The following is a 12,360-nucleotide window of genomic DNA, read 5'->3' as shown; positions in this document are numbered from 1 at the left end:
CTTTATGCTCCATTTCACTTATTACAGGAATATGCCCCATAGATTAGAGAAGTGCATATTCCTGTTAAATTACATACAAATGTTTACTAGACATTATAACAATCTTTAATTTTGAAAGGTATCAGCAACTAAATTACTAAATTCCTTTAAATAATAAAGGTAGTTTTCACCTCCATAGTTATAACGTTTATTGTACATCTTCGCAACGACCACATTGTATTTAGGAATAACCAAAAGTGTTGGTCCTGTTATTCCCAATATTTGATAAGAACCTTTTGGAACTCTATGACCAAGTTCACTGTAAACTGCAGGATCACCTTGCACATACCAAAACAATCCATTTAATGGTAGTTTATTATCTCTATAAATAGGACTATGGATTTGAGTCGCAATCTCGATAACTTCTTTGGGCACAATCTGCTTTCCGTTTGCAAAACCTTTATTTAAATGAAGATTTCCCCACTGTGCAAACTCCCGTGCAGTGGTATGTAAGTTTGACTCCATTCCATCAGCAGAATTCCCTAGTTTGAAGGCTCCTTCATCTTCACGATTAATGATTTGTTTTACTAATAATTCACTCTCTTTCGTTTGCCAAGCTGTTTCCCTAAAGCCCAATTTTGAAAATACTCTTTCTTCCAAAAAATCTGGAAAACTTATTTTAAATAGACGATTTACTAGTTCTGTCATCATTGACACATTAATCCCTCTATAAGCCCAATTTTGCCCAGGTTCAAACTCTCGAAAAATAGTACCATCCTCTTTTTGGTGTAACCCGTGCGAGTGGGTAACTAAATGACGTAAAGTTGTTTTACCTAATAATCCTTCATCCATATCTCCAAAGTAATCACTGGCATAATCATTAATACTATTAATTTTCCCCTCATATATTGCATAGGCCACTACTAATCCAAGGTAGCTCTTTCTAGCAGATGCTACATTAAATTGAGAAGATGCAGTGATCGGATTTGCTTTAGTGGAATTGGAATGAAGGCCATTATAATGTTCAAGTATTACTTCATTATCCTTTAAAATATATAATGCTGAGCTACTACTTCCATTTTTTTCTCTAATATTCTCTACCCACGTAATCAATTTATCAAGATGCTCCATGCTACTACTCCTTCTAAATCCATAAACTGTATAATTCCTTTATTAATATTCTCTACAAATTATAGAAGCCCTTTTCCCCTAAACTCCGATAGTTACATAAGAGTCCCCTTCTTTGTAATTAAGCTACGCTTCAACTTCTAGCGTGATGTTAATCCTTCTAAAAAACGTCTAATCCCTTTGTATCAAGGTTTTAGACGTTTTTTAAAAAGGATTGAAGCTAATTAATTGTCTCGATATAACCTGTCATCTTTTTGCTGGCAAGATCTGCTCCATTTGTCCAATTATGAAAATTAAAATCGAGAACTTCCTTTCCTTGCGCTAGAGAAGTAAGAATTCTTGATTCTTGGAAAGAGTAGGAAAATGTGTGTAGTGTTCCGAATAGTTGGTCATAATTCTGAAAGAATACGGGAGAATTTTTCTTTGCGAATATGCTAAACATCTCTTGCTGTGTTCGTTTCTTCCCTTGGAATGATTGTAAATAATTATTTCTTTTGACGGAACCATTAATAGCAGATCTGTTTTTGTCTTGGAGTTCAGAAGTTTGAAAATGATTAACACATGATAAGAGCTTCTCATCCTTTCTAATGCACACTTTTTCTGGAGTTGCTTCTATTACCGCGATGTTTCCTTTTTTATCTCCCACCGAAAAATTATAGCAGGCTGAATGAGGGATTTCTTTTAGCAGAGCAGATGCGTCATCGACCGAAGAACAAGTATCCAAAGCCATCCGTATTGCAGCCCATGGGGAAACACCCTTTGTATATCCACTATAACTAACAAAATGGAAGCCCATCACTAACCCTTTCTCATTAACTCCATCATGTCTCCCTAAAATTTGCAAATTATAGCCTGCGGTGGCCAGCGTATTCTCCGCTTGGATACAACTAAAAATACCATCATAGAGATTGGGAGAAAAATCGTAGTTCCGAACATAAATTTCATCTGTAAGAATAGCCGTGCATCCCATCACATCTATCTTGGGAACGTGATAACCGCTAAACATGGATGCAGCTCTGATAGACGAAATCCCCAAACCATGGGCCAGTCCTTCTAATTCCTCTAATAGATGTGGAGCATATGTGGAATAGATGGAGTGCATATTTTCATAATCAATGTCCTGTTCGAAAAACTCACTCCACATCTTAACAATCGAACGATCCAATATTCTCTCCGCTGTTTTTAAACCAATATGAAAAGAACGATCCCTAATTTGAATAATATCCACCTCAAAATTCTTCATGAAATCCCCTCCATTATTGTTTCTAAATCTGACTATACTTAAAAAGAAAAATAATTTCCTGTCTTTTTATGCTCTTTTTAGACTGTTATGAAATATATCCTTTTTTTAATCCAATAGGACCTCTAAGTAAAAATGTTGTTATTTATTGGCAGCGCCATTTAGTTTATAATATTAGGCGAGGAGGTAATAGGATGTATTGCAAATAGCTTTATCTTTAAAGGAGGGAAAAATATGTTAAATTTCAACTGGATTAACGAAAGCACTATCGTGGAAGAAGACGGCAGAATAGAAATATACGCTCCAAAAGAAACTGATTTTTTCTGTAACAATGGCGCACTTGGAGCAGAAGGTATCACGCCTCAATCATTGTGTAACGCGCCCTTTTATTATACAGAGGTGGCCGGCGATTTTATCATGAAAGTAAAGGTTTCTCATGATTTTAAGGACACTTATGATTCTGCTTCCATAATGGTTATGAAGGATATGACATATTGGGCAAAGGCTTGTTTTGAATTAACTGATTTTGATACTCATGCAGTTGTAAGCGTTGTAACGAAGGAAGAGTCGGATGATGCGAACGGTTGCAATATTGATGATAATGCTGTATGGCTACAAGTTTGCAGAAGTGGGCATTCTTTTGCATTCCACTACTCCACAGACGGTCAAAATTATTATATGATGAGATTTTTCAGCTTGCCTGTTGATGAGATTGTAAAAGTTGGACTATTAGCACAAGCTCCCTTAGGAAATGGCGGAAAGAGAATTTATGAAAACTTGAGTATTGAAAAGAAGACCGTAAAGAATATTCGTATGGGTAAATAGCATAATTCCAAATTTCTTCTGCGATTGGTGTAACAGTCAATCGTTTTTTTTACGTTCACCGACTTTGAATATCCACTACAGAGATGAATCCATCATTATAATAGCCATTTTCCATTTTAGCTCCCCCAAAATTGAAACATTAATAAATGCGTGTACTTAACCTTTATATTCTTTAAATTAGAAAGAAAATGGCAATTTTTATGCATAATAAATAATCTTAATAAGAATCCTATAAAAAACAGGGAGGATTCTCGGATGTCATTAAAACTACAACAGTTATACAATATCTTAATAATTGTCCTATCGTGGTTATCATTAACTCTTATAGGCGTTCGTGATATAAAAAGATTTTTTCCAGCGACACTCATAATCGGTGTCATAGAAATTTCAACAGCAAGAATTGGAAAAAAACGAAAGTGGTGGACTTTAAACACTCACTCGTTTACTCCCCATTACTAGTTTACCGAAAAAAATAGCTTTTATCTTTCTTACCGCCTTATTGTTTAGATTAGAAATAAACTTTAATATATCTATAAAAACTATCTTATTATACCTATCCACTAACCAAAAAAGGCAAGACAAACCCTTTACATTTCAATACCTAGGATATTATATAACTTTTCTTTTCCTTCTATGGTAATTTTCACTGCTCGATCAGGCAGCTTTTCAATCCAATTAAGTTCTAATAATTTTAATAAAACTGCATGACCTAATGATCCTGCTAGATGATAACGCCTTTCGCTCCAGTCTAGACACTTTCTAGCGAAATGTCTTCTTTTATTTCTCAAAGTGTCAAGATCAATTCCAAAATCACGAAAAAACGTTTCTCCCTCTTCCGTTACGTTAAAATTATCCTCTTCCTCAATCATATATCCCTTTACAATAAAGGCTTCGGTTAACTTTACACCAAGTCTCCCTGCCAAATGATCATAACAAGTTCGAGCGATTTTAATCTTTTCTGCTCGTGAAGAATCTTTTAATGAGCGAATGCGCACAGGTGGGGCAATAACGATCAATGTCTCTATTGCTTTAGCAACATCGGTATTTGCTAGACTATAATAGCGGTGTCTGCCATGTTTTTCTACACGGATCAATTTTCCTTCAACCATTTTAGAAAGATGGCTGCTTGCTGTTTGTAGGGTAACGTCTGCTTTTCTTGCTAGTTCATTCGCTGGAAGTCCATCAAGTCCGAGAAGAGCCTCCAACATAGCCGCTCTTGATGAATCAGCCATTAGTTTTGCAACATATGAAAAATCGGGGCTAATAGCCATGACCATCCTCCCTTTACATTGATAGTTCGATTATAACCGAAGTTTTTATATGCTACTATTATAAATATCAATTTGAAAGGAGATTCACCTAATGGGTAAAACAGATTTATTAATCTTAAATTTTAAAGAGGTACGACGTAGAAGTATAAAAGTTTGGAAAGCAATACCTCCTCAGCTGCTAAAATGGAAGCCAGACGAAGAGGCCCTTTCATGTGCTGACATGATTAGACATGTTGTTGAAGGAGAATATCTTTATCATCAAATGCTTATTAACAAAGGCAGTATCGAGCCCAATTCTTTTCACAATCCATTCGAGCAGAAGGAATTTACAACCGTTGAGGAAGAATTAAAATTCTCTCAACCATATCGTGAGGAATTTTTGACATATATTAAATCAATTAGTAATGATGACCTTGAAAATGGAATGATTGACCGTTCAGATGTTGGTTATATTAGAACACTTGAGGATATGCTTTTACGTATTGCTTATCACGAATCAGTACATACAGGTCAGTTATTGGGCTATATGAGGACAATGGGGATTGAACGACCGCAAATTTGGGATTAATATTCTATTATTTTTATATTGTAATTTGATATCTATGTTAAATAGATAAAAATAGAAACAGCGAGAATGCAAGTTTGTAAGTTTAGAAAAAAATTATTCATTCCAACATAAGCGCGATAGGAAGCAACTAATTTACTGATATGGATACGGTGTTGAACCAGACTTAGTTCGTAAATTTTTTGCTTGATGCGCGCTTATTATTATTCTCATTCTTATCTTTCAAATCCACAGGTAATTTTCTCTTCATGCTTTCTTTCCGATAAAATAATTAAAGTCTTCTTTTTTAAAATATCGTTAACAACTTTTGTTTCTTTTTAAAGCTTTTATTCCCTCGATTCATCATCTTTACTTTCTTCCTCTTCCGGTTCTCCATTTAGTTGATTAATTTCTTTTGCTAATTGATCTAAAAATTCATCTGAAATAATAAATTTGTTTTCTTTGCTCATAAAATTCCTCCTTATTAATTAACTTTTATTATGTAAGTGAAAAGGAAAATAGCTATTTCTATTAGCTTTTCCAGCTTCACAATTATTACACAAAATAACTATTTACATTTCCCAAGTACGAGAGTAAGATAATATCGTTGTTTCAAATTTCTAGATCGCTGAAACCATACGGTACGGGGGAACCATTCTTTGCTGGGCGTTTATTATGCCCATGGGGTGAATCCTTTTTAAGGTAGGGCTACTCAAGGCCCGAATCCGACAGCTAACCTCGTAAGCGTTAATATGAGAAGGAAGGTGGAACTTGTGACACAAGAAAATTAACGTGCCTACAAGTCTATTAATAATGGCTTGTAGGCTTTTTTATTTAATTACGTAAATGAGTAAAAACATTATTTGAGGTAGTTATTAATAACACATATAATCAGGCGGTGAATTCGCATGTTAGGTTCCATTAAAAGATTATTAATTGGACGTCCATTGAAATCCTATGAACTAGGTGAACAAAAACTCAACAAAACAAAAGCTTTAGCGATTTTATCTTCCGATGCTCTGTCTTCGGTTGCTTATGGTCCTGAACAAATTTTGATCGTTTTAATAACGATAGGTGCGACTGCGTTTTGGTATTCCATCCCAATCGCGATAGGAGTATTAATTCTTTTAAGCGCCCTTATCTTATCCTATAGACAAATTATCTTTGCCTACCCAAATGGCGGCGGTGCTTATATGGTGTCTAAAAGCAATTTAGGGGTAACTCCTGGATTAATTGCTGGAGGTTCCTTATTAGTAGATTATATCTTAACGGTTGCAGTAAGTGTCTCTGCTGGTACAGATGCCATTACATCTGCTTTTCCTGCTTTACATGGTTATAATGCAGAGATTGCCATTGCATTTGTATTTCTTCTCACTGTTTTAAATTTGAGAGGAGTGACGGAATCTGCTTCTATATTAGCCTATCCCGTTTATTTATTTGTCTTAGCATTATTTATTTTAATTGGCGTTGGTATCTATAATATATTGACCGGAAATGTTCCATCTGAATTGCATACGCCAATCGGTACTCCTGTAGCGGGAATCAGCTTATTTATTATATTAAAAGCATTTGCTTCAGGAAGCTCTGCATTAACAGGAGTCGAAGCAATTTCAAATGCGATTCCTAATTTCAAAAAACCAGCGCCTAACAATGCTGCTAAAACACTAGTCATGATGGGAGCTTTACTAGCGGTATTATTTGCAGGGATTGTTACTCTCGCCTATTTTTACGGAATCACACCGAAAGCAGAAGTGACAGTTGTTTCTCAAATTGCTGAGGGAGTCTTTGGGCGTAATTTTATGTATTTCTTTATTCAAGTAACTACAGCCTTGATTTTAATTCTTGCTGCTAATACTGGATATTCTGCTTTTCCTTTACTTGCAGTTAATCTTGCAAAAGATAAATTTGTTCCTAGGATGTTTCTCATTCGAGGAGACCGTCTAGGTTATTCCAATGGGATAATCATTCTTGGTCTAGCTTCCATCCTATTAATATTAGTATTTAACGCAAAAACAGAGCATTTAATTCCACTCTATGCTGTTGGTGTTTTCCTCCCATTCACATTGTCTCAAAGTGGCATGATGGTTAAATGGCTTAGAGAAAAACCAAAAGGCTGGGTACCGAAATTTATTATTAATACCATTGGTGCAACGATCAGTTTCATCGTTACAATGGTATTCTTTATAACAAAATTCTCCCAAATATGGTCGATTTTAATTTTCTTGCCTATCATCGTGTTTATCTTTTATAAAATAAATAAGCACTATTTAGCAGTTGGTGATCAGCTTAGACTTACTACTTCTGAACCGCCATTGACTATTCAAGGAAATGTGATGATTGTACCTATAGCAGGAATGACACATGTCGTGGAAAATACGTTAAATTACGTTAAATCACTTAAACCAGAACAAATTATTGCTGTTTATGTTTCTTTTGAGAGAGAAGAAGAAAAAGTATTCGAAGCGAAATGGAATAAATGGCAGCCCGAAATTAGGCTTGTAACACTTCATTCGTATTATCGAAGTATCATTAACCCGCTTAGAAAATTTGTTGATACAATTGAACATAAAACAAAAGAAGGAAACTATCAGGTAACAGTGGTGATTCCGCAATTTATACCGAAGAAAGGCTGGCACAATATCCTTCATAATCAATCTAGTTTATTGATTAGAACATTTTTATTGTACCGAAGAAATGTAGTAATAACAACCGTACCTTATCATTTTAAAAAATAAAATAGCAAAATTGGTCCTATTCAAGCTAAAAGGAGTTTCTTTTTCATTATAAAAGAGACTCCTTTCTTATTATTATATGGAATGTAATAGAAAAAAAAGAGCCTGTTAGATCGCGCATGATTATTTGTATTTACCTTACATCTCCTACCTATATCATTTTACAATAACCGTAATGCTTAAAACGCTTGTTCCTTTTTCTCATTTGTATAAACTTATCCTCTTATTAAATGAAATACCGCTTTAATAAACCGAAAGAGATTAACCAACTCTGCTTAAGGCCTGATACACTGCCCAACAATGATGTTCATGAAAAAGCTGGCCTTTCACACTATCAATATCTATCCACTTTATAAAGTGGTCATCTTCGATAGGGTCTTGTATTTTTTCTAACAGTTTTGCCAAGTAAAAATATCCCTCGTTTATTAATGGTTCATTCTTAGTCGATTGAAAATATCTCTTTGCATCACCGATAAAAGTCCCTATGGATATTCTATATCCCGTTTCTTCCAGCATTTCTCTTTCTAGACATGCTTGATAGCTTTCATCATTTTCCATTCCCCCACCAGGTAAAAAATAATGCCCTCTGGAATTCTGCACAGTTAATACCTTATCCCTCGCAATAGTAAAAATAACAGCATACACACTCTTTCTCTTTTTATAATCAAGACCAGCAACTTTTTCTCCAAAAACCTTATACACTTTCTCTCCTCCTCGCTCTAACATTCATTTTATTCTTCAAGTAATCTGCTCTGATGCATATATAAAGATTTTTTAATACGAACACTATTAGAGAGAACTTCATTATTCTCTTAAGAACTTTCCATATCAAAAAGCTTTTATAAGAAATGATTAACCATCCATATAAATAGAAATTATTAATTCTACTGTAACTCGGTCCTTCTTTAAATCTTCCTATAAATGTATCTAGCTCTCTCTTAAATCGTCCATCATATTTATAAATTTAATTAAGGAGGAAGGCAAATACTTATCCTCTCTATATATGAATAGTGTTTTAACTTTACTGAATGAACTTGGAATTTGATGCTGTCTAAGCGTACCTTCTGTTATTTGTTTTGCTACAACACTTTGTGGCAGCATACTAATACCTAAGCCAGCTGTTACACAGCCAATAATCCCATCAAGGGTTCCAAATTCCATCATCTTTTTCGGACATGCTCCCTCTGTACGAAACCATTGTTCAAGTCTTTCTCGATAAGAACATCCTGGACGAAATACGAGCAATGTTTCGTCTTGTATATCTTCAATTGTAAATATGGGAGAGTGAACTGGATTTGTTACAAGTATCAATTCCTCCTCAAAGACATCTTTTTGAATTAGTTCCGTATTTGCAATTGGTCCAGCAACAAATGCACCGTCTAGTTTATAGTTAAGTACACCAAGAATATTTTCTTTCGTAGAACCAGTTTTTAAGGTTAAATCAACATCGGGGTAATTTTTAAGATACTTTGAAAATAGGACTGGCAACCGCACTGCTGCCGTTGTTTCCATGGAGCCGATCATTAATGGACCTTTTGGTGATTGATCATCATTCATCACACTTTTCGTTTCCTCGATAAGATGAAATATCTTTTCAGCGTATGTTAACAGCATCCTTCCTTTAGCTGTCAAAGCAGTCCCGCGATTATGTCGATAAAATAAGGTTGTTTGCAGTTCTGCTTCTAATTGTTGTATTTTCATCGTGATATTAGATTGAGCATATTGCAGTTCTCTTGCTGCCTGTGAAATACTACCTAGCTTCGCAATCGTCTGGAAAACTTTTAATGTTTGCAAATCCATCAAAATCCCCCCTCTTTTTTGTTATCTAAATAACTGATGACAAATATCAGTATTATGTATTATTCAATATAGCAGATAAGCGTTATGATGGAAATATAATCAATTTAGCGGCAGCTATTTAAAGCAGAGATCTTACATAATAAGGGAGGAAGATACATGTTAAATAATGAAATGACAAAAATATTAAAAATTAAATATCCAATTATACAAGCTCCCATGGCAGGTGGAATCACAACTTCTGAATTAGTATCTGCGGTTTCAAACAGTGGGGGTTTAGGTATGATTGGAGCAGGATATATGACTCCTCTTCAAATGAGAGACCAAATAAGAAAGGTAAAGACCCTAACATCCAATCATTTTGGCATAAATCTATTTGTACCTAATAAGTTTGCGATTAGACAAGATACTATTCAATCAGCTAATCAATTGCTAAATCCTTTTCGAGAACAGTTGAATTTACCCCCAAAAGACAGCATTGATATTCCTGATTTCCACCATGTCTATGAAACGTTTATCGAACAAATAAAGGTAGCAATGGAGGAAAATGTCCCAGTCTGTTCTTTTACATTTGGCATCCCACCTGCAAAAGTGGTTTCTGAGTTAAAAACCGCGAATACTATTCTAATAGGAACTGCAACTACTGTGAGAGAAGCAGTCGAAAATGAAAAAGCAGGAATGGATATGGTCGTTATCCAAGGCAGTGAAGCGGGGGGACACCGCGGGAACTTTATTGATGATAAGAACAGAAGCTTAGTGGGTTCCATGTCATTAATTCCACAGGCAGCGGACAATGTTCGTATTCCAGTAATAGCTGCTGGAGGCATAATGGATGGCCGCGGGTTATTAGCTTCTATCTGCTTAGGAGCAAAAGGTATCCAAATGGGCACAGCTTTCTTGACCTGTATAGAGAGCGGGGCACAGCCAATTCATAAAGATATTATTACTAATAGTACAGAGGAAGATACAGTACTAACCCGATCATTTTCAGGTAAATGGGCAAGAGGAATAAAAAATACGTTTATTACGTGTATGAAGAACAAAGAATGGAATTTACCAGACTTCCCGATTCAAAACACATTAACCCAGGATATTAGAAAAAACGCAGTCTCTAAAAATAACAAAGAATTTATGTCACTTTGGTGTGGTCAAAGCCCAAGATTAGCTAAACAACAAACTGCAAAAATATTAATCCAGAGCATAATGGCAGAAGCAGAAAAAATAAAATCAACTATGTGATAAGGAGCAGAATTGCTCCTTCTAGTCTTTCAAGCTATCTAATGCTGGATACTGTAACAATAATTTTTCATTTGCTGATTCCAGTTGCTGACAATATGCTGCATAAGAAGCACTCAGCTTTTTCATAGCAGGAATAAATACATCATAATAGCCACTTGTATTATTAAACTCTTTGAAAATTTGTTGGATTTTATTAATGGGAGAATTTTTGTATTCCTCAGATTTTATGTACTCCAAGTATCGCTCTATAAAATCCTTACTTACAGTTAAAAACTGATCAGGATCTTCAATAGACTGCTTTATATTCGCCAGCATGTCCTGCATACTTTCTGTGTTCATATTGTTTGTACTTTCTATTAAGAATAATTGTAAGTCCTCCGCTAATTGAAGTGGCGGAACATTATCTAAAAACGCAATGATCTCTTCATATGCCGAGTCCTGCACGGGAGTAGTAATAGGCTCTTTTAAAAATCGTGCAAAATGCAGGCAAATAAAACGACCATAGTAATCTGGAAAAGCTTCTAATATTTTTTCCGTTACAGTTTCATGCTGTTCTATCATTCTCAGCTTCTTACTTATTTCAGCATAATCTTTACTAATGCCCAGTTCGTTCAGTAAGGATTTTTTCTCTTGCTCCCTCTGTAACGTCAATTCTTTCTGGGTGGATATCCTTTGCAGTGTGTTGCTTGTTCTATCAACAAGCACGGACCTAATTTCTTCTGTACTCAGTCCCAGTTTCCGAAGTACATAAATTTTCTTTAAACATTCAATATCCTTTTCACTAAAATCACGATAGCCATTTTCTAACGTATTCGGAATGAGTAATTTTTGTTCGATGTAATACTCAATCGCTTTTTTCGTTAAATTTGTTGTCTGACTTGCTTCACTAATTAACATGCTATCACCTCTCAACTAAAGCTTAAGCTACCCCCTAAGGTGATAGTCAATCATTTATTTCTAAAATTCCTTCTAATTCATTCACAAGAGCAGCTCCAATTACGGCTTTAATATATCATTATTCGGCTGTAGTTGAAAGGAATAGAAAAAAGCACTCCTTATTTGTTGGAAGGAATGCATACCACTTCATATATATGTTCTGTTTTTTAGGTCAGGCCAATTGCTCCTTCCCCTGTCTCTCTCGATTTAGTAGTTCTTCTCCTTGATGGCAAGGAACAAAGACGATGTTACCATTCATCAGAACCGTCTATCAACTAGGTGTCACTACCATCCTTTTTAGGGGAAAACTTTATTATATCTTAAAGAAAAAGCTACATCATAATTAGAAGCAAATAAATGCTCCTACAATAATCAATAGGATAAACAATACAACAATTAAAACAAAGTCATTTCTTGGACAGGCTGGTGCGCAATAACCGTAAGCGGGTGCTGTATAAGCTGGTGCTGTATAGGTAGGAAAAGATGGCGCACTTGGAAAAAATTCAGGTGATACATTCGGCTGAGGAGCAGCATTCGCACCAAAAGTTGGAGGTGCATTTACGTTAGCATACATTTTCATTCATCCTTTCTTCTAGTAAGGCTATCCCTACATCATACTCTCAAAAATGAAAATGGAGCCCGTCTATTGAAAAATGGGTATGTACCCAG

General features: G+C 35.2%; 12 protein-coding genes and 1 riboswitch. Of the genes, 4 read left to right on the top strand and 8 right to left on the bottom strand.

Annotated elements, in window-relative coordinates; translation table 11 throughout:
- Positions 1 to 105 precede the first annotated feature (105 nt).
- Together NSQ92_RS07585 and NSQ92_RS07580 are read right to left on the bottom strand one after the other, a co-directional pair.
- Positions 106 to 1,110, bottom strand: coding sequence for a serine hydrolase domain-containing protein (locus NSQ92_RS07585; protein WP_047940124.1), 1,005 nt, complete (start codon positions 1,108 to 1,110; stop codon positions 106 to 108).
- A 217-nt stretch (positions 1,111 to 1,327) separates the two neighbouring features.
- Positions 1,328 to 2,350: a C45 family peptidase gene (locus tag NSQ92_RS07580; RefSeq protein WP_341152521.1), complete on the bottom strand. Its 1,023-nt coding sequence runs from the start codon at positions 2,348 to 2,350 to the stop codon at positions 1,328 to 1,330.
- Positions 2,351 to 2,581: 231 nt separating this feature from the next.
- On the opposite strand from NSQ92_RS07580, the gene NSQ92_RS07575 reads away from it, so the two are divergent.
- Positions 2,582 to 3,172 carry a DUF1349 domain-containing protein gene (locus tag NSQ92_RS07575; protein ID WP_341152520.1) on the top strand — a complete coding sequence of 197 codons (591 nt, stop codon included), beginning with the start codon at positions 2,582 to 2,584 and terminating at the stop codon, positions 3,170 to 3,172.
- 587 nt (positions 3,173 to 3,759) lie between these two features.
- Here the strand turns inward: NSQ92_RS07575 and NSQ92_RS07570 are convergent.
- On the bottom strand, positions 3,760 to 4,443 hold the full coding sequence (locus NSQ92_RS07570) for a helix-turn-helix domain-containing protein (RefSeq protein ID WP_144546267.1): 684 nt from the start codon (positions 4,441 to 4,443) through the stop codon (positions 3,760 to 3,762).
- A gap of 91 nt (positions 4,444 to 4,534) precedes the next feature.
- Here NSQ92_RS07570 and NSQ92_RS07565 point away from each other — a divergent pair, with 91 nt between their 5' ends.
- Entirely contained in the window at positions 4,535 to 5,011 is a 477-nt protein-coding gene (locus tag NSQ92_RS07565; protein WP_047940120.1) for a DinB family protein, read from the top strand.
- A 323-nt stretch (positions 5,012 to 5,334) separates the two neighbouring features.
- Here the strand turns inward: NSQ92_RS07565 and NSQ92_RS07560 are convergent, their stop codons facing one another.
- A complete protein-coding gene (locus tag NSQ92_RS07560) occupies positions 5,335 to 5,457 on the bottom strand; it encodes a hypothetical protein (RefSeq protein ID WP_047940119.1) in 123 nt (40 codons plus the stop codon).
- Positions 5,458 to 5,603: 146 nt separating this feature from the next.
- Positions 5,604 to 5,749: riboswitch (cyclic di-AMP (ydaO/yuaA leader) on the top strand.
- 146 nt (positions 5,750 to 5,895) lie between these two features.
- On the opposite strand from NSQ92_RS07560, the gene NSQ92_RS07555 reads away from it, so the two are divergent.
- Positions 5,896 to 7,722, top strand: a complete 1,827-nt coding sequence (locus NSQ92_RS07555; protein ID WP_341152519.1) for an APC family permease — start codon at positions 5,896 to 5,898, stop codon at positions 7,720 to 7,722.
- Between the two features lie 258 nt (positions 7,723 to 7,980).
- Here the strand turns inward: NSQ92_RS07555 and NSQ92_RS07550 are convergent, their stop codons facing one another.
- Both NSQ92_RS07550 and NSQ92_RS07545 read right to left on the bottom strand, forming a co-directional pair.
- Entirely contained in the window at positions 7,981 to 8,421 is a 441-nt protein-coding gene (locus tag NSQ92_RS07550) for an NUDIX hydrolase (protein WP_235844429.1), read from the bottom strand.
- Between the two features lie 225 nt (positions 8,422 to 8,646).
- A complete protein-coding gene (locus NSQ92_RS07545) occupies positions 8,647 to 9,519 on the bottom strand; it encodes a LysR family transcriptional regulator (RefSeq protein ID WP_061796590.1) in 873 nt (290 codons plus the stop codon).
- A 156-nt stretch (positions 9,520 to 9,675) separates the two neighbouring features.
- On the opposite strand from NSQ92_RS07545, the gene NSQ92_RS07540 reads away from it, so the two are divergent.
- Complete coding sequence (locus NSQ92_RS07540; RefSeq protein WP_061796592.1) at positions 9,676 to 10,755, top strand: NAD(P)H-dependent flavin oxidoreductase; 1,080 nt, start codon at positions 9,676 to 9,678, stop codon at positions 10,753 to 10,755.
- Positions 10,756 to 10,776: 21 nt separating this feature from the next.
- Here NSQ92_RS07540 and NSQ92_RS07535 read toward each other — a convergent pair whose 3' ends face one another.
- Together NSQ92_RS07535 and NSQ92_RS07530 are read right to left on the bottom strand one after the other, a co-directional pair.
- The gene (locus tag NSQ92_RS07535; RefSeq protein ID WP_047940114.1) at positions 10,777 to 11,652 is read right to left on the bottom strand and encodes a MerR family transcriptional regulator; all 876 of its coding nucleotides are present in this window, start codon (positions 11,650 to 11,652) and stop codon (positions 10,777 to 10,779) included.
- 382 nt (positions 11,653 to 12,034) lie between these two features.
- Positions 12,035 to 12,265, bottom strand: coding sequence for a YjcZ family sporulation protein (locus NSQ92_RS07530; protein WP_047940111.1), 231 nt, complete (start codon positions 12,263 to 12,265; stop codon positions 12,035 to 12,037).
- Positions 12,266 to 12,360: the final 95 nt, after the last annotated feature.

Origin of the sequence: Niallia sp. FSL M8-0099 (assembly GCF_038006945.1) — a bacterium.
GTDB classification, from domain to species: domain Bacteria; phylum Bacillota; class Bacilli; order Bacillales; family Cytobacillaceae; genus Niallia; species Niallia circulans.
This window is presented reverse-complemented; position numbering and strand designations above follow the sequence as displayed.

Excerpts from the sequence above, each read along its gene's own strand:
- NSQ92_RS07540 (WP_061796592.1), top strand. The coding sequence starts at position 9,676 with ATGTTAAATAATGAAATGACAAAAATATTAAAAATTAAATATCCAATT.
- NSQ92_RS07555 (WP_341152519.1), top strand. The coding sequence starts at position 5,896 with ATGTTAGGTTCCATTAAAAGATTATTAATTGGACGTCCATTGAAATCC.
- NSQ92_RS07580 (WP_341152521.1), bottom strand. The coding sequence starts at position 2,350 with ATGAAGAATTTTGAGGTGGATATTATTCAAATTAGGGATCGTTCTTTT.
- NSQ92_RS07585 (WP_047940124.1), bottom strand. The coding sequence starts at position 1,110 with ATGGAGCATCTTGATAAATTGATTACGTGGGTAGAGAATATTAGAGAA.
- NSQ92_RS07565 (WP_047940120.1), top strand. The coding sequence starts at position 4,535 with ATGGGTAAAACAGATTTATTAATCTTAAATTTTAAAGAGGTACGACGT.
- NSQ92_RS07570 (WP_144546267.1), bottom strand. The coding sequence starts at position 4,443 with ATGGCTATTAGCCCCGATTTTTCATATGTTGCAAAACTAATGGCTGAT.
- NSQ92_RS07545 (WP_061796590.1), bottom strand. The coding sequence starts at position 9,519 with ATGGATTTGCAAACATTAAAAGTTTTCCAGACGATTGCGAAGCTAGGT.
- NSQ92_RS07535 (WP_047940114.1), bottom strand. The coding sequence starts at position 11,652 with ATGTTAATTAGTGAAGCAAGTCAGACAACAAATTTAACGAAAAAAGCG.
- NSQ92_RS07575 (WP_341152520.1), top strand. The coding sequence starts at position 2,582 with ATGTTAAATTTCAACTGGATTAACGAAAGCACTATCGTGGAAGAAGAC.
- NSQ92_RS07560 (WP_047940119.1), bottom strand. The coding sequence starts at position 5,457 with ATGAGCAAAGAAAACAAATTTATTATTTCAGATGAATTTTTAGATCAA.
- NSQ92_RS07530 (WP_047940111.1), bottom strand. The coding sequence starts at position 12,265 with ATGTATGCTAACGTAAATGCACCTCCAACTTTTGGTGCGAATGCTGCT.